This is a genomic window from Paenibacillus sp. FSL H8-0261, assembly GCF_045040645.1.
In the GTDB taxonomy this organism is placed as follows: domain Bacteria; phylum Bacillota; class Bacilli; order Paenibacillales; family Paenibacillaceae; genus Paenibacillus_AQ.
This window is the reverse complement of record NZ_CP150297.1, coordinates 4,585,492-4,602,960: the sequence shown is the minus strand read 5'-3', so window position 1 is coordinate 4,602,960 and position 17,469 is coordinate 4,585,492. Positions and strand designations below refer to the sequence as shown.

The following is a 17,469-nucleotide window of genomic DNA, read 5'->3' as shown; positions in this document are numbered from 1 at the left end:
AGTTTAAGAGCTAAATGAAATTATCGGTAGTATAAGGTTGTTTTAGATGCTAAAATTACCCAAAAGAATTTTCTTACAGCAAGGAGGTATTCTGTTGGATTACAAAGGGTCATCGGTGTATGACAATGAAGATTTTTTCTATAACTATTTATTGAGAAGAAACAGAGCGGATAGCCCAAATAACATTATTGAAAAGCCGGTTATATATGATCTTATGGGCGATGTACTTGGGAAAAAGGTGCTCGATTTAGGATGCGGGGATGCTAAGTTCGGATATGAGTTGCTTGAGCAGGGATGTAACTTTTACGAAGGTGTGGAAGGTTCAAGTAATATGGTCAAAGCGGCAAAAGAACTGTTAAATACATCTAAACGTGAGATTCACCATGCTACTATGGAGAGTTGGAATTACCCAAAAGAGAAATATGATTTGGTAATCTCTCGATTGGCTATTCATTATTTACAAGACCTAGAACCAATCTTTGATAGTATCCGTAGTGCGCTTATCCCTAATGGTCAGTTTATTTTTAGTGTACAGCATCCGGTTCTAACATCATCCATGAAAAGTGCAACAACTTCAGAAAGAAAGTCGGACTGGATCGTCGATAACTATTTTGAAATGGGTAAGAGAATGGAGCCTTGGATTGGAGAAAGTGTAGTTAAGTACCACAGAACTTTTGAAGAGTATTTTCAGTCACTGAAACATGTTGGATTTAAAATAGAGGATATTAGAGAATGTAAACCAAATCCTCAGTTTTTTAATAGTGAAGGAGAGTATAAGAGAAGGATGAGGATCCCACTTTTTCTCGTGTTTAAATGTATAAAATAGTTTGTTGAAGTAACGCTAGTCTAATGAGCATATGAATGAAAAGAATTGCAATAAGGAGGACTAAGATGAAACGGATGCAGTACATACGCCCAACCGAGCATTACGATCAAAGAATTACTGATATCGATGAGCAGATTTGTGCATTGATAAAACAACGTAAGGAACGCTCGGATAATAATCCAGGATTCCCACCCTTTGAGTATATTTCAGATTGGGCGGCGAGGTTTGAACTCTACGAGGATTTCTTGAAAGCGGTATTTGGGACTTTATTTAATGAAGAACATTTTAAGCCGATGGTCGAGCCAACTGATTTTAGAAAACATATTGCTGTTCTACAATCTATTGAGGCAGATGAGTTCTTCTATACACTGACCTCAATACGACAATACAGTAATGCAAGTGTTGTCACGCTTAGTATAGATTGGGATATTACCTCTGAATTATATGCCAATAAACTTAACCATTTTGAGCTGTATATAGGAGAAGCGTATGACAGTAGAATGACGAATGGCGGAAGTTCATCAGGGCATGCAGCTTATAACTACGTAGTATCTCCGCCACTCCCCGACGATATCTCCGGTATTAAATTAGAGTTCAGGGAATTTAGTTCACCCTTAAAGAAGGACGGGACAGGTACTGAAATTGTGTTTAAGCTAGAATAACTATACAAAGTATTTTAACAATAGAATCTAGTAGGAAGAGGTACGTATCTATGAATCAATTGATCTGGCTAACTGGACTATCGGGTTCAGGTAAATCTACGCTTGCAGAGGAACTGAAAAATCATATTGAGAATTGCTACATTCTGGACGGTGATACATTGAGGAGAGGTATTAATCAGGATCTTCAATTTAGCGAAGAGGATCGATTGGAAGTTGGTAGAAGAATTGGTGAGATTGGTAAGATTCTGCTTGATGCGAACCTGAATGTGATCGTTGCCTCGATCTCTCCCTACCGCTCTACACGCGATAAGGTCCGTTCTCTCATAGGGGATTCCTACAAGGAAGTTTATGTTCAATGTCCTTTGGAAGTATGTGAGGAGAGAGATCCGAAAGGTCTATATAAACAAGCAAGAGCCGGACAAATCAAGCATTTTACGGGTATTGATTCTCCATATGAGGAGCCCGTTAGCCCGGATGTGATCGTAGAGACAGACAAGTTTTCTTTAGATGAATGTGTGTTGAAAATCCTTCAACACACATCAGCTATCGGGAGGAAATAAAACATTTATTAAATTTGATAGAAAAGACGAGCAAACGAATCAATTGTTGCTCGTCTTTTTTACGTTCCATTACGAGTAACACCGCTGGAAAATAGTTCTGCGAATATCATTGTAAATGATAATCATTATCATATATGATGGGGATATAAATCTCTCAACATGGAGTGATAGAGAAGGGGGAGCGCAAGACGGTGACATTGAATGATCAAGCTTTGCTATGGAATCAGGCATTCATCAAGATCATAGATATACGACATACAAGAATGGAACAAGGCGAGGAGCTGCATGCGTACAGAATGCCCTCAAGCGTCTTCTTATATGTGACTAGAGGTAGCGCACATCTCCAACTGGACGGCATAGCACACCGCATCAGCCGGTTTTCATTGCTCCATGGGGGCAAGGGTCTCTACCTTGATATTACGGCAGATGAGCTGCTGGAATACTATATTATTTTGTATAAAGCGGTACTAGCACTACCATCCCGTCAAGAAACGATCAAGCTGATGGAGAAGCACAATCCGTTTCAAATGCAATATGTATTTAAGCCCCATTATCCGATTTCCGTTTTCCATCATGTCACCTCCATGAGCAAGGAGTGGCATCGCTTAGATCTACTCAATAAGCTTCAAGTTAAAGCGATATTTTATCAAATGGTTTATGAAATTCTAGAGCAGATGGAACGCCAGAATATCATAGCCGTTAAGCCTGACTTGGTGGCCCAAGCGGTTCGTTATATTCATGAACGCTATCGGGAGCCGATAACGCTTGAGACGCTGCTTGAACATCTTAGTTGCAGCTCCAGACAGCTACTGCACGCCTTTAAGAAGCAAGTGAGAACGAGCCCGATCGATTATTTGATTCAATTGCGGATGAGCAAAGCGAAGCAGTTGCTTCTATCCACAGATTTCACGCTGAAGGAAATTGCCGAGAGTGTAGGCTATACCGACAGCTATTATTTCAGCCGTATCTTCAAGAAATACGAGGGTGTTTCTCCCACCAGCTTTAAAGAAGCAGCGTTGCAACAGGAGCAGCGTCGAAATAATCCATCCTTCGTGTTCAGATCTCCCATTGTTGCTAGAAGGCAGCAACGTTATATTGGTAATGAGTTTGAGAATCATTATCAATATAAAAGAGAAGGGGAAATACCGATGTATCGTAAGTCAAGAACAACAATGGCAGCAACCTTATTATTTTGTTTCGTTCTCTTTTTGAGTGCATGCTCGACAGGGGGAACGAATGTCACACCGACAAGCAACAGCACTTCTACTAATAATGTTGCAACTTCCGCAAGTCCAGCTGCGAGTCCGTCGACGGATGTAAGTAATGACACAAGAGTGATTAAGCATGCGATGGGGGAAGAAACGCTTACCGGCGCCCCTGAACGTGTTGTCATATTGACCAATGAAGGAACAGAGGCACTTTTGGCACTGGGCATCAAACCGGTCGGAGCCGTTCAGTCTTGGATTGGTGACCCTTGGTACGACCATATCAAGAAAGACATGGAAGGCGTTACGGTTGTGGGAGACGAGCTTCAGCCGAATATTGAATTGATCGCGAGCCTCAAGCCGGATCTGATTATCGGTAATAAGGTCAGACAAGAGAAAATCTACGACCAATTAAAGCAGATAGCTCCGACGATATTCTCCGATGACCTGGCAGGAGATTGGAAGATTAATTTCAAACTCTACTCCGAAGCTTTAAACAAGCAGGAAGAAGGAGCGCAGGCGATGGCGGACTTCGATAAACGAGTTGCGGAAGTCAAGGCGAAGCTCGGTAGCAAAGCAGACACGAAAGTGTCGGTGGTGCGCTTCTCCGCGAAACAAGTGCGTATTTATCAGAAGCAAACGTTCTCCGGCGTGCTCTTGAGCCAATTAGGAATTGCACGGCCTGAATCGCAGGATAAAGACTCCTTTATCGAAGTTATGACCAAAGAGACGATTCCTAGCATGGATGGTGATGTTCTCTTCTATTTCGTGTCGGAGACTCCGGGCAAGGACGATGCATCGAAGGTCGTGGAGGAATGGAAAAAAGATCCGTTGTTCCAAAATTTGAGCGTTTCAAAGAACAACAAGGTGATTCAAGTCGATGAAGCGATCTGGAACTCGGCAGGCGGATATGAAGCAGCCAATCTGTTGCTGGACGAACTCGTTAAATACTTTGATGTGAAATAATAAAGGCGGATCGAATCAACAAGCTGGCGCTGTATTCGCGTCAGCTTGTTGACGATTCCGGCAGTTTAGTTGTTAAGACTGCCAATGAATAGGAGGCTCGGTGCAGACGTGAATGGTTCTTTCCTAAGCAAGCGAAAGCTCGCCGGCCTAGTTGTCGGTGCAATTTTGCTTCTAATTAGTATGTTATGCAGTGTATTGTATGGTCTTCATCAATTCAGCTTGAAAGATCTATGGCTGGCTTACAGTCAATTCAACGGTTCGAACGAACATCTTATTCTGACGAAGGTTCGTGTTCCCCGAACCCTGATTGCGGCACTGGTGGGGGCAAGTTTAGCAGTAGCCGGGGCAATTATGCAGGTTCTGACAAGAAATCCGCTGGCTTCGCCCTCTGTCTTCGGTGTAAATGCGGGCGCTGTGCTATTTATTGTCATCGGGCTACTCGTATTCGGTTCCTCGTTAACGATGAGCGGCATGGTCTGGCTTGCTTTCGCAGGTGCGGTCGCAACATCGGCGGTTGTCTATACGCTTGGATTGCAAGGAGGCGGTTTCGAGCCTGTAAAGCTGACCTTGGCCGGCGCTTGTATGGCAGCTTTCGCTTCCTCTATTACATCCGGCATTATTCTAATTAATAAGCAGTCGTTGGAATCAGCCCTATTCTGGATGATCGGCTCTGTAGAAGGAAGAAATCTGGAGCATTTATTGATGGTTCTGCCTTATATGGCAATAGGAATGACGATCTCACTATTACTATCGGGCTCGTTAAATATTATGGCGATTGGAGACGATAGCGCGAAGAGCTTGGGACAGCGTCTAACGCTGGTCCGCGTGCTGTCGGCTACGGCAATTGTACTATTGGCGGGAAGCTCGGTAGCAGCAGCTGGTCCGATTGCTTTCATAGGACTTATTGTCCCTCACTTATGCAGATACATCGTTGGGCATGATTTTAGATGGCTGCTTCCTTATACCGCATTAGTTGGGGCGATTCTTTTGGTGACTGCGGATTTAGCATCGCGCTTTATTCTGGAATCCAGAGAAGTTCCGGTTGGTGTCGCAACGGCGATTATCGGCGTTCCCTTTCTGATCCATGTGGCTAGGAGGAAACAGCATGCTTAAAGCGCGTATAGCGAAGCATTCGTTCTTGTTGTTTTTAGGTTTAACATGTATTGTTGCCGCCTTGTCGCTCCTTAGTTTATCCGTTGGGGGAGTTAGCGTACCATTAAAAGAGGTACTTGCTTCTCTTACGGGGCGAAACGCAGAAGCCAGTAACCTGATCATTATGCAGTTCCGTTTGCCTCGAATAGTAGCCGCTATACTCATTGGCGCAGCATTGGCAGTAGCGGGTGCGCTATTACAGGGCGTCATCCGCAATCCTCTCGCTTCGCCCGATCTGCTGGGTGTAACCGGAGGGGCATCGGTAGCTGTGGTTGCCTTCATGACTTTCGTGACCGGGTACAGTATCCACTGGGTACCGTTCATTGCCATCGGCGGCGCGTTGGTTGCGACAACTATTAATTATGTATTTGCTTGGAAAAAAGGTGTTTCGCCGTTTCGGCTGGTGCTGATCGGTATTGGCATTTCTACCGCAATGGGCGCGCTCACTACGTTTCTGCTAATTAGCGGGCCGGCTTATTTGGCCGCACAAGTGCTGAATTGGATGACGGGAAGCATCTACGGCACCAATTGGAGTTATATTGAAGTGCTGTGGCCGTGGGTAGCGGTATTCATTCCTTTATCGCTACTGCTCGCGAAGGAATTAAATGTGCAATCCTTAGGTGAGGATGTCGCTCGCGGGCTTGGAAGCAGGCTTCAGTTAAGTCGGATGATTCTCTTATTTTATAGCGTTGCACTTGCCGGTGCTGCAGTTGGCGTAGCCGGGACGATATCGTTCATCGGATTGATGGCACCTCATATCGCCAGAATGCTTGTTGGAAATTCTTACAAGCTGATCATCCCGGTATCCGCCTTAATAGGTGCAATCATTCTACTGTTGGCGGATTTGGCAGGAAGAATGCTTTTTCAACCGCTAGATGTTCCGGCAGGCGTGTTCACAGCAGGCATTGGAGCTCCTTTTTTCATGTATCTGCTGTTTAAGCGCAAGAAGATTTAGATCTTCTTTCAAGAGGATGAGAACAGAGGGAGGCAAAGAATGGTTCAGAAATTGGAGCTTTTTGACGTAACTATAATCGGTGGAGGACCGGCGGGGTTGTATGCTGCCTTTTACAGTGGAATGCGCGACATGAAGACGAAACTGATTGAGGCGAGAGAGGAACTCGGAGGAAGGACATTAATGTATCCGGAGAAGATCGTCTGGGATGTCGGCGGCATGGCCCCGAATCGCGCAGCGCAGCTGACAAAGCTCATGATCCAGCAAGCTCAAACTTTTGATCCGACCATTGTACTGGGTCAACAAATTACCGGGTTAGAGAGATTGGTTGATGGCACGATGCGTATAACATCTGCGACCGGAGAGCAGCATTGGAGCCGGACGCTGATTTTGGCCATAGGCCATGGTGCGCTAAAGCTTGCTAAGCTTAACCTGCCCGGAGCGGAAAATTACGAAAAGGATAATCTCCATTATAACGTTACCGATGTGGCAAGCTTTCGCGGTAAAAGAGTGCTAATCTCCGGAGGCGGTGATTCAGCTGTCGATTGGGCTAATGAACTAGTAGGAATCGCTTCAGCGGTTACGCTCGTGCACAGGCGGGAACGATTCAGTGGTATGGAACGGAATGTGAGGCGGATGAAGGCATCGAGCGTTCAAGTTCTTACGCCATATGCCATTAAGGATTTATATGGGAATGGCAATCGCCTTGATGCTGTTTCAATCGCTCCATTAAATGCGGACGGGGAATGGACGGATGAAACAGAACAGGAGCATCTTGCGGTGGATGCCGTCCTAATTAATCATGGGCTACGCGGGGATTTAGGCCCTATTGTAGATTGGGGGTTAGTGAGAGAGGATTGGAATTTTAATGCGGACGAGAAGCTGGCAACCAATCTTCCGGGAGTGTTCGTGGCTGGAGATACGGCAAATTACGGCAGCAAGCTTTATCTTATTGCCGGAGCTTTTACGGATGCAGCGTTAGCCGTGAACAGCGCCAAGTTGTATATCGAGCCGGATGCGTCAACAAGAGCGCAGGTCTCCTCACATAACAGTAAGTTTGATGAGAAGAACAGGGCGTTAGAACTTGTAGAGGAACGAAGCTGAAGGGATGACTTACAAGCGATGTAAATTCATTAATAGTTTTGGAAAGTTTATCTATGTTTGAAGCAGAATTTCAGCTACTATTGTTAAAGGATAGAACAGTAACTGTTCCTACACTAATTCACATAATTAATAAGACGGTACACTATCTCCCTTATAGATTAGTGATGCTGAATCTGCTTATGTCTATGGATCTCTACCTATCTATCCTTCTAATTTATGATCGGAGATGGTATAGATGAACTCATTGAAAAATAAAATAGCAATCGTTACTGGAGCAAGCAGATCCACAGGAATCGGAACAGCCATATGCCGTTCACTTGCAAGCCAGGGGGCAGATATTTTCTTTACGCATTGGCATCCTTTTGATGAAACGGAAGGGAATGGTGGAGAAAAGGAATGGCCGGAGCAACTTTGTGCAGAACTGAAAAGCTTGGGAGTCAGGGCGAGTCACATGGAAGCAGATTTTTCCAATCCTGAAATCTCAATAAAGATTATGGATCAGGTAGAACAAACTTTAGGAAATGCTTCCATTTTGATTAACAATGCAGCTTATTGCGTGCCCACGAATTATCAGAACCTGAGCATCACTTCGTTAGATCAACACTATGTAGTGAACAATCGTGGCACGGTTTTACTCAGTACTGAATTTGCCAGAAGATTCGAAAAGAATCATTCAAAGGGGACTCCAGGTAGAATTATTTTTATGGTTTCTAAAGGGCCTGACCCTGATAACCTGGCTTATATATTGACAAAGGGTGCATTAATTGGATTAATTGAACCTCTTTCTGTTGGTTTAGCTCCGCTACATATCACAGTTAATGGTTTTGATCCGGGTCCTACGGATTCCGGGTGGATAACGAATGAGATGAAAACTCATTTTTTGCCTATGTTTCCAATGGGAAGAATCGGGTTGCCTGAAGATGCAGCTAGAGGCATTAGTTTCTTAGCGAGTGATGATTCGCAGTGGATTACGGGGCAAGTGATAAAGTCTGAAGGTGGATTTCTAGGAAAATAAAGACATGAGTATTTCATCCTGGCTACCGATTGAACGGTAGCCTTTTTTAGTTAGTGGGCAGACTATCGATACAAAACATGGAAATTGATGATATAATATCCAAACTCAATAATTTAGATATGAAGGGAGAAGCCCATCATGATTACTCTCAGAAAGATCACACTAGAAAACCGACGTGCTATTTTCAATTTGGAGGTTTCAGACGATCAACGTCGCTTCGTAGCGTCCAATTTATCAAGCATGGCTTCGTGTTATGTCCTTGTAACCAATGGTGGTCATCCATTTCCGTTTGCGATTTACGCGGATGAAGAGCCGGTTGGTTTTGTGATGATGACTTATGGTATTACTGGATATGAAGTGCCATCCTTTGTAAATGATAGCTATTGTATCCTGCGACTAATGATTGATAAACGATACCAGAATCAGGGCTACGGCCGAGAAGCCATGACAAGAATTTTAGAATTTATCCGCACTTTACCGGCAGGCCCCGCACAATATTGCTGGATTTCTTATAAGGCTGATAACTTGCCCGCTAAAAGGCTCTATGAAAGCTTCGGTTTCCGTGACAGCGGCGAAATTATTGAAGAAGAGCTAACAACCGTATTGCGACTTTGATTTGCTTTTTACTTGGAGATTTCGAACCGTTTTGTGAAATCATCGTTACTTTGAAGCAGTATCAAATCACAATTCATGTATCGGAGATGGAACTGGCTCCCATGTATTGATCGATGTCTCATAGCAATGAGAGAAACTGCTACTCGAAAATGCTAGTAACGGTTTATACTAATTATCTATATTCCAACAGTTCAATTACATTGCCAAACGGATCTACAATGGCGCTATAGATGCCTGGAGGACACTCGCGAGGTTCATCGTATTGCACTTTGATACCAAGCAGCTTATATTGCTGAATAGAAGCGACTAGGTCCTCGACTTGGAGTCCAATTACAACTTGTGATTCTCTTGGATACTGAACTTGAGTATTGAGCTCCACTTGACAGAGTACAATCGGGATAGGTTCGTGCTTCAAGCTAATAAGGCAATCATCATATTGGGTGGAGATTTCGAATCCTAATTTATTACAATAGAAATCAATGGCTACAGTCATATCTGCTATGTTAATAGAAATAACACTGATATTAGGCATACAATTATTCCTCCAATAGGTTAGAATACGTGCACAAACAAGGGATAGGATCATTTATTGACAGCACAATATTCCTTGACCTGCCTCTAACTTGCTCTTAAGACTTGAAAGCATCTGTGCCCAAGCCTGCTCATGCCAGCTTCTAGCGGTTTGTGAGGGTTCAGATTCTGTCCATCCCGAATGACATATCGTAACAAGTGTACCATCGGAAAGAGCTTTCAATTTCACCTCAATCTGTGTTAGATTTGCGGGCTTATTCATGACTTCAGCGAACGGATCAGGACCTTTCCATTCAAAGACGAGTGTATGAGATGCTTCTATCCGAAGTATTAAACAGCCAGCAGTACTCATCGATCGCTTGTTGCTAGGATCGAAGTAAAGTTCGTATTTCCCGCCTTCCTTCAATTCGACTAATACTTCTGGTGCAAACCATTCCGATAGACGATCCGCTTCAGTCCATGCCTTCCATACCAATTCTAGACTACTGTTAACGACGATTTGTGATACTAGACTCATCTGGTCACCTCTTATCAGGAAGATTACTGTCAATTTGATTAAGTATATGTGATTAATCAGCTTGTAAAGTCTTCTAGTTTGCTCGCTTTCGGTTAAATTTCTCAAACAATAACAGCGGCAAATTAACGACGATTGGTGGATCATGCGGGAGAGGATCTCTTAAGAGGATGTGTACGTGCAACTTCGTTGTAATATTCACTTCAACAGGTTCATCAAATTTCCCTCGCAAACATGTATCTAACTTAAAATAGTCAACAGGATTACGACTCCATGGAATACCTGCTGCAAGTATGTAATACGTAGCAGGTGAGATATCAGTAAATATGCATTCGCGATTGCGCATATTGAGCGCAGTACCGACGATGGGTTTCTGATCGGGAATGGGGCGTGGAAATAAACCTACAAATAATAGACCGCGAAAATCCGGTGGTGTCTCTAGTTGACAGTGAATACACATTTGTGGTGAGGATGGCAATGTATCAGATGTTAAGGGTGTGTGTTCATATTGATTCATATGGGAGAATAATTCAGACGAAGTGGCTGCAAACTTCTTAGGTGATAGGCCGACGAATTGCTTGAACCGATGATGGAAGGAGCCGGCACTTCGGAAGCCTATCGAGAGCATAATCTTCGTTAGCAACGAAGGTTGTTTCAGCAGCGCTTGTTTACCAGATTCTATCCGCAAGGCGGACAAGTATTGGCGTGGTGAAATTCCTGTTGCCTTCTTAAATATTCTAGTGAAGTGATAGGCGCTATAACCGACTAGATGAGCGAGTTGCTCTGAAGTTACTTCTTCATCAAGATGCTCCTTCATGTATTGAATAGCTAGCTCCGTCGCGTGGATATAGCTATGATGTGGTAGATGAGTAGGCTCTACGTTAACCATCTCCTTCATTATCATAGGGGGTTCATAGTGTGTAATATTAAAAAAACCTATATATGTAGTATTTTAGGTTTTATTTGAACGCAGTACAATGCTTAGTTGAAAATATGTAATAAGGAAAGCTCGAGGTGTGAAATGGACAGAGTAGCGAATATAAGAACTGAAGAGAAGAGATATCATGACTTGTGTTACGATAGTTATAATTTGTTCGAGCCAGGTTCCTGGCTACATAGACCCGTAAAGACGGTAATCGATCTATTAGAAGAATACAGAGATCAAGAATACTTAAGTGTATTAGATTTAGGAGCTGGGATTGGTAGGAATAGTATCCCCATAGCGGAATCCATGAAAAATAGAAATGGAAAGGTAGTTTGTGTTGATTTATTGGAGTCGGCCATAGAAAAATTGGAAGGTTATAGTCGAAAATTTGGAGTCGAACCATTTATTGTAACAAGACTATCTGACATTGAATATTTCATTATCGATCAAGAGGAATATGACATTATCTTAGCTGTATCTGCCTTGGAACATATAAGTTCGGAAAAAGCTCTGGAAAGTAAACTTAACGAAATGATTATTGGAACTAAAAGAAATGGAATCAATTGCATTATTATCGGATCGAACATACAAGAGGTAAACCTTGAAAATGGACAAGAACTAGACCCGATGTTTGAAGTGAATATACCTACAGAAAGAATGATTGATTTATTAGTTCAGCAGTACACTGGATGGGAAGTTAAACAACAATTTGTAAAACAAATAGAATATGAAATTGATAGAAAAGGCCACCCCGTAAAACTGACAACAGATTGTATAACCTTTGTTGCTAAAAAATATAATAAACACTAGGAGATTGTTATGCCTTTCACTTTTGCTCATCCTATTTTTGCACTTCCTTTTAAATATGTGAACCCAAAATACTTTAGTGCTACCGGCTTGATTCTAGGAAGTATGTCACCTGATTTTGAATATTTTATTATGCTTGAGCCCCATCAAAGTATAGGGCATTCTATAATAGGATTATTTTTACAGGCAATTCCCCTATGTGTGATTATTGCACTAATTTTCCATTTTATAGTTAAGGAGATATTAATATTGCATCTTCCTTCGAACTATAATATAGATCAACGAGCGTACAATACCTTGAGCAAGTGGAGATTGACCTCTAAGGGCTGGGTAGTGTTCATCATATCTGTGATTATTGGTTTCTTTACTCACGTGTTCATCGATGGTTTTACACATTTCAATGGTTACTTTGTAGAACAATTTCCCCCATTAAGGGATATAGTGATTTATAATTTCACTCTTTATAAAATATTGCAGCATTCGTTTTCTATATTCGGATTACTCATGGTAACTTGGATCATAGTTAGGTCGTTGTATCGAGATCGAGAAACGGTAACAATGATACCAACAGTTACAACAATACAAAAAAAAAATTTTCTGGACATCAGTAGTTGTTGTAGCGATAGCAGTAACTAGTATGAAGTTACTTTTTAGTTCGAGCAGGAATATAATTGGTATTCTTGTGGTTTCGCCTATTACAGGGGGATGTTTAGGAATATTGCTTGTATCGATCGTAATAAGAGGTTTACAAAAGACAAAATAATCATAATTCGATTCGTTAAATAAATTACGAGTAAGAATATCATCGCATCATTAAAGCATCTATTGAATGTTTTTTGAAATAATAGAATTTGTAAAATTTTGAGACTGCGGAGAAATGTGAAACAAATTCAATGGATGGTCCTATATTCAACTGTTGGCCATGGGGAGCCCTGTTTTTTATTAAGCACACGCCTCTTTGGGATGTAGAACGGACAGAGTGGATCTTATATCCTCCGAAATGCATGTTTTAGTCGAGCTTACGGACAAATGTATGCGAAAAACCGAATACAATGTGCCGCCGGTAACGTAAACGATCTAAATGTATGCGAAAAATCGAATACAATGTGCCGCCGGTAACGTAAACGAGCCAAATGTATGCGAAAAATCGAATACAATGTGCTGCCGGTAACGTAAACGAGCCAAATGTATGCGAAAAACCGAATACAATGTGCCGCCGGTAACGTAACGAGCTAAATGTATGCGAAAAACCGAATACAATGTGCCGCCGGTAACGTAAACGAGCCAGCGCCGTTATTCGCCCTGATTCACCCGGAATGGGCTTGTTATTAGGGAATAAGTGCAATATGGTCCGTCCCTAATATATGTGCTTATTTCATCGAAATAAAGGCTATACGGTTGGTAAGCGGAACCTCACACGGATACGAGTATGGAATTACGGATGTACTCAGCTTGTAACTTTACCTCCAAGGACGCCGTCAGGTGCTTTTTTTTATTATTTTAAAAATGGTTGAGAAATACATAGTTAATAAGGGGAACTTTACTTATAATATTATTTTAGCGTATTTTTCCAGTACGCTGTATTTTAAGCAACACTAGGCTGAAAGGAAGTTATCCCTTGTTTGAGACTTTGCTTTTAAATTTCTTGTTTTTATTGTTTCCAATCTTAATTTTTCTACTTTTCTTTGAGAATCGTGCTTTTGCTTATAATAGTAAGATTCTAGTTCTACTGTCGGCAGTGACCATGTGTCTCTGCATAGCGAAACCTTTTAAACTCGATATGGGCTTTATTTTTGATTTGAGATATATCCCGTTTATCATTGTGGCTCTTTTTGGTGGATACAAGAACGTTCTACCGCTATATATCCTTTTAAATATCTATCGATTCTATGTGGGGGGAGAGGGTACGTTACAATCCTTTCTTTTCGCCACTTCAATCCTAATCCTGGTTCCTCTATATAGTAAAAGATTCTTAAAACTAGATTCGAAAAGTCGCATCATCGCGGCAACAATAATTTCTTTTCTGACAATGGGATTTTACCTAATTATATTAGGTTTTACACAGGGGAGTTTAAATCGGGAATATTGGTTTCTCACCTTAAATGCCTTTACGACGCATGTCGGGGTGATGTGTATCAATATGATCTTAATAGAAAAGATTATTACTAATATTAAGAATCGCGACCGAATTATGCAATCTGAAAGATTAAATGTCGTGAGCGAGCTAGCGGCAAGTGTATCACATGAAATCAGAAACCCGCTTACAGTGACCAGCGGTTTTTTGCAGCTGTTGAATAAATCGAAGACGATCACAAGGGAGGAGAAACAGTACGTAGAGTTATCTCTATTAGAATTACAGAGGGCTGAAAAAATCGTGAGTGACTATCTTTCATTTGCAAAGCCGCAATCCGATAATATGGTTTATTCCAACATGCAGGACGAGTCAGAATATACTAAGAATATCATCATGCCTTATGCCACTATGCACAAAGTAGATGTCAAATTTAATTTTAATAATTCGCTATTCAAAAATTATGATCGGAACCAAATACAGCAATGTCTTATTAATCTGTATAAAAATGGAATCGAAGCCATGAAGGAAAAGGACGGTGGTACGCTGTTCATCGATATTTCGGAAAAAAAACAAAATATTATTATCAGTATTCGCGATACTGGCATTGGAATGACAAAGGAAGAAATATCGCGTCTCGGTAAACCGTATTATTCGACCAAAGCTGAAGGTACGGGACTGGGGATGCTTATGGTCTACAGTACCATTGATAAAGTGAAGGGCATTGTTGAAGTTGATAGTGAAAAAGGCAAAGGCACAACGTTCCTTATCACCATTCCAACATAAGGGCAAGTTGCAGAGCGTCTCGTTTGCTGTTTATCCCCCACTAGGAGTGTGTAATACCTTTCATGAATGGATTTCGTGTCATAAGGGCAACGACCCTGTGCGAATTCCCATCTGGAGGTGCAGTAATGGATATATTTGTAACTATAGGTGTCAAACTGATCATTAGTTTCTTTGGTTTGTGGATCATTACCTTTATTACTGGCCGCAAGACGCTTAGCCAATTGACACCTCTCGATTTCTTGTCATCATTGATTTTAAGTGAGATTGTAGGGAATACGATATACGATGATGAGGTGAAGATCTGGCATCTGCTGTTTGCGCTTTTCATCTGGACCGCTTTGTCTTATTTGTTTGAAAAGGCAACGACCCATTTTGTGAAGTTCGGGAACATGGCGGAAGGCCGGACGGTGTTGCTTATTGACGATGGCAAAGTGAATCAGGATTTGATGGAAAAATACGATATTGAGTTTACCCAACTGCTGTTTATGCTGCGGCAGCAAAATATTTTTTCTCTAAGTGAAGTGAAGTATGCTCTGCTCGAAACGAATGGCTCACTGTCGATTATGCGCAAGTCTGAAGAGGAGCAATCGGAGCAGTCTTCCTCTTTTTCCATTACAGTTATTGATAAAGGTAGGCTGCTGGAAGATTCGATGCGTGGCAGAACGATGAATAAGATACAGATCCAGGAATGGATCGAGGAGCAAGGTTATAAACGCGTTGAGGACATTGCTTATGCTGAATACAAGGAAGACGGATCACTCTATATCATACCTAAAAACAAACCATAAATCTTGTTAATAGTAATATATTTTAATGGAGGTACATCTTTATGGGGATTTCTTTATGTAGAGCAGACGTAAGTGATGCGGAATTTATTCATCAAATGCAAGTCAAAGCCTTTATGCCATTACTGGAGAAATATAAGGATTATGAAACCAGCCCTGCCAATGAGTCCGTAGAACAAATGATAAACCGAATTAATCAGTCTTTTACAGATTATTTTATGATTAAGACTTCTGATATTGCTGTGGGCGGTGTCCGAATCGTTAAAAAGGAAAACAATACTTACCGTGTCAGTCCCATATTTATTATGCCAGAATACCAGGGGATGGGGATCGCCCAGCAGGTTTTTGCAATCATTGAACAGAGATATAATGACGCGAAAAAATGGGAGCTGGATAGTATTGAGCAAGAGCAGAGGAACTGTTATTTATATGAAAAGGTAGGATATAAACGAACAGAAGAAACAAAGCGAATAAACAATAAATTAACTTTAGTATTTTATGAAAAATATATGGATTAAAATTTAGACAGCGGACAGCTCGTGTCCACTGTCTTTTTTTGATTAAAATTAATAAACTCTAATACGCTTCACAAATAACGATATAATTAATCCGATAACTGCAATTGCTGCGATAAATAAGTATGCATGTGTAATTCCTGCGGTTAAAATTTCAGGCTGTGCAGCAGTTGGATGTGTATTAGCGAATCGTGTTTGTCCGCTAGACATTAGTGTAACAGCGAACGTTGTACCAAGAGCACCTGCGATTTGTTGAAGTGTGTTCATAACAGCAGCCCCATCCGGATAGTATTTCACGGGTAACTGATTTAAGCCATTGGTTTGAGCGGGCATAATGACCATAGCTAATCCGATAAACATAGCGCAGTGTATTAAAATAAAGGTCAGGTTACTGGTTTCAGTAGAATTGCTTGTAAATAGAAAACCTGCAATGGTTGCGATGGAGAATCCAAGCGGCAGCAATAATTTTGGACCGAATTTATCAAATATTCTACCCGTAACTGGAGCCATAGCTCCGTTAATCACACTGCCTGGAAGGAGTAGAATTCCTGCAGCTGTAGCTGATAACAATAAACCTCCTTTTAAATATAACGGTAATAAAATGGCAGAGGATAAAATGATCATCATTCCTAAAAAGACCATTATCAGACCTATTGTAAACATAGGATATTTAAACACTCGTAAATTTAGCATCGGCGTTTCCAACTTAAACTGTCTTAATACAAATAGGATTAAGCTGATGACACCAACGATAAGAGGCAGATAGACAATGATTTCACTTAAAGCATGATCAGCGATGTTGCTAAATCCAAATACGATGCCACCAAATCCGAAAGTAGAAAGTAGAATGGATAAAATATCTATTTTAGGTTTAGAGATTTTGGCTACATTTTTGATAAATGTTAATCCGAATCCAAATGTAAATAATAATAAAGGTAAACTTGTCCAAAAGATAAACTCCCAGCCCAAATGATCCACGATCAAACCAGACAAAGTTGGCCCGATGGCCGGTGCGCACATAATAACAAGTCCCATCATCCCCATGACAGTTCCACGTTTATGTGCAGGGAAAATTATTAGAATAATGTTCGTCATTAGGGGCAGCAATAAACCAGTTCCCAAGGCTTGCACTAAACGCGCAATTAATAAGGAGGTGAAATTGGGGGAGAGGGCAGCAATTAAAGTACCAATGATAGATAATAACAAGGATGCTGTGAATAATTGTCTAGTGGTAAACCATTGCATTAATAGGGCGGATATCGGAACGAGGATTCCTAGTACAAGTAAGTATCCTGTGGTTAGCCATTGAACCGTTGAGGCGTTGATTGAAAATTCATCCATTAAGTTGGTAAAAGCCATATTTAAGGCGGTTTCACTAAATAGCCCGACGAATGCACCTAGCATAAGTGAGAAGGCCATTAGGGCGGGACGTTTAACTTGAACAGCTGCTGTTGATTCCATGATAGGGATAAACCTCT

General features: G+C 41.4%; 18 protein-coding genes. 14 read left to right on the top strand and 4 right to left on the bottom strand.

Annotated elements, in window-relative coordinates; genetic code table 11:
• The first annotated feature begins 94 nt into the window (after nt 1–94).
• From MHI27_RS20465 to MHI27_RS20425, 9 genes are all read left to right on the top strand, one after another.
• Nucleotides 95–826 carry a class I SAM-dependent methyltransferase gene (locus tag MHI27_RS20465; RefSeq protein ID WP_341128725.1) on the top strand — a complete coding sequence of 244 codons (732 nt, stop codon included), beginning with the start codon at nt 95–97 and terminating at the stop codon, nt 824–826.
• Nucleotides 827–891: 65 nt separating this feature from the next.
• Complete coding sequence (locus tag MHI27_RS20460; RefSeq protein WP_405174593.1) at nt 892–1,488, top strand: hypothetical protein; 597 nt, start codon at nt 892–894, stop codon at nt 1,486–1,488.
• Nucleotides 1,485–2,048: an adenylyl-sulfate kinase gene (cysC, locus tag MHI27_RS20455; protein ID WP_405176773.1), complete on the top strand. Its 564-nt coding sequence runs from the start codon at nt 1,485–1,487 to the stop codon at nt 2,046–2,048. Before MHI27_RS20460 ends, cysC begins: the two co-directional genes overlap by 4 nt.
• A gap of 191 nt (nt 2,049–2,239) precedes the next feature.
• A complete protein-coding gene (locus MHI27_RS20450) occupies nt 2,240–4,219 on the top strand; it encodes an ABC transporter substrate-binding protein (protein ID WP_405174592.1) in 1,980 nt (659 codons plus the stop codon).
• 84 nt (nt 4,220–4,303) lie between these two features.
• Nucleotides 4,304–5,332 carry an iron ABC transporter permease gene (locus MHI27_RS20445; protein WP_042189822.1) on the top strand — a complete coding sequence of 343 codons (1,029 nt, stop codon included), beginning with the start codon at nt 4,304–4,306 and terminating at the stop codon, nt 5,330–5,332.
• Nucleotides 5,325–6,326 (top strand): iron ABC transporter permease, encoded by a 1,002-nt coding sequence (locus tag MHI27_RS20440; protein WP_149646941.1) that lies wholly within the window; start codon nt 5,325–5,327, stop codon nt 6,324–6,326. The genes MHI27_RS20445 and MHI27_RS20440 overlap by 8 nt, the downstream gene beginning before the upstream one ends.
• A gap of 39 nt (nt 6,327–6,365) precedes the next feature.
• Nucleotides 6,366–7,427 (top strand): NAD(P)/FAD-dependent oxidoreductase, encoded by a 1,062-nt coding sequence (locus tag MHI27_RS20435; protein WP_341128722.1) that lies wholly within the window; start codon nt 6,366–6,368, stop codon nt 7,425–7,427.
• A gap of 235 nt (nt 7,428–7,662) precedes the next feature.
• Nucleotides 7,663–8,442 (top strand): SDR family oxidoreductase, encoded by a 780-nt coding sequence (locus MHI27_RS20430; protein ID WP_076286617.1) that lies wholly within the window; start codon nt 7,663–7,665, stop codon nt 8,440–8,442.
• A gap of 138 nt (nt 8,443–8,580) precedes the next feature.
• Entirely contained in the window at nt 8,581–9,057 is a 477-nt protein-coding gene (locus MHI27_RS20425) for a GNAT family N-acetyltransferase (protein WP_094874754.1), read from the top strand.
• A 172-nt stretch (nt 9,058–9,229) separates the two neighbouring features.
• On the opposite strand, the gene MHI27_RS20420 is transcribed toward MHI27_RS20425, so the two are convergent.
• From MHI27_RS20420 to MHI27_RS20410, 3 genes are all read right to left on the bottom strand, one after another.
• Nucleotides 9,230–9,589 carry a VOC family protein gene (locus MHI27_RS20420; RefSeq protein ID WP_405174591.1) on the bottom strand — a complete coding sequence of 120 codons (360 nt, stop codon included), beginning with the start codon at nt 9,587–9,589 and terminating at the stop codon, nt 9,230–9,232.
• 54 nt (nt 9,590–9,643) lie between these two features.
• Entirely contained in the window at nt 9,644–10,105 is a 462-nt protein-coding gene (locus MHI27_RS20415) for an SRPBCC domain-containing protein (protein WP_405174590.1), read from the bottom strand.
• Between the two features lie 73 nt (nt 10,106–10,178).
• Nucleotides 10,179–11,000, bottom strand: coding sequence for a helix-turn-helix domain-containing protein (locus tag MHI27_RS20410; RefSeq protein ID WP_405174589.1), 822 nt, complete (start codon nt 10,998–11,000; stop codon nt 10,179–10,181).
• Nucleotides 11,001–11,123: 123 nt separating this feature from the next.
• Here MHI27_RS20410 and MHI27_RS20405 point away from each other — a divergent pair, with 123 nt between their 5' ends.
• The 5 genes from MHI27_RS20405 to MHI27_RS20385 all read left to right on the top strand — a co-directional run bounded on the left by MHI27_RS20405 (nt 11,124) and on the right by MHI27_RS20385 (nt 15,994).
• Nucleotides 11,124–11,837 carry a class I SAM-dependent methyltransferase gene (locus MHI27_RS20405; protein ID WP_405174588.1) on the top strand — a complete coding sequence of 238 codons (714 nt, stop codon included), beginning with the start codon at nt 11,124–11,126 and terminating at the stop codon, nt 11,835–11,837.
• A gap of 9 nt (nt 11,838–11,846) precedes the next feature.
• Nucleotides 11,847–12,470 carry a DUF4184 family protein gene (locus MHI27_RS20400; protein ID WP_405174587.1) on the top strand — a complete coding sequence of 208 codons (624 nt, stop codon included), beginning with the start codon at nt 11,847–11,849 and terminating at the stop codon, nt 12,468–12,470.
• A gap of 1,504 nt (nt 12,471–13,974) precedes the next feature.
• Nucleotides 13,975–14,691 (top strand): ATP-binding protein, encoded by a 717-nt coding sequence (locus MHI27_RS20395; protein ID WP_405174586.1) that lies wholly within the window; start codon nt 13,975–13,977, stop codon nt 14,689–14,691.
• Between the two features lie 125 nt (nt 14,692–14,816).
• Nucleotides 14,817–15,479 carry a DUF421 domain-containing protein gene (locus tag MHI27_RS20390; protein WP_405174585.1) on the top strand — a complete coding sequence of 221 codons (663 nt, stop codon included), beginning with the start codon at nt 14,817–14,819 and terminating at the stop codon, nt 15,477–15,479.
• 41 nt (nt 15,480–15,520) lie between these two features.
• Entirely contained in the window at nt 15,521–15,994 is a 474-nt protein-coding gene (locus MHI27_RS20385) for a GNAT family N-acetyltransferase (RefSeq protein ID WP_405174584.1), read from the top strand.
• Nucleotides 15,995–16,042: 48 nt separating this feature from the next.
• On the opposite strand, the gene MHI27_RS20380 is transcribed toward MHI27_RS20385, so the two are convergent.
• A complete protein-coding gene (locus MHI27_RS20380) occupies nt 16,043–17,452 on the bottom strand; it encodes an MDR family MFS transporter (RefSeq protein WP_405174583.1) in 1,410 nt (469 codons plus the stop codon).
• Between the last annotated feature and the right edge of the window lie 17 nt (nt 17,453–17,469).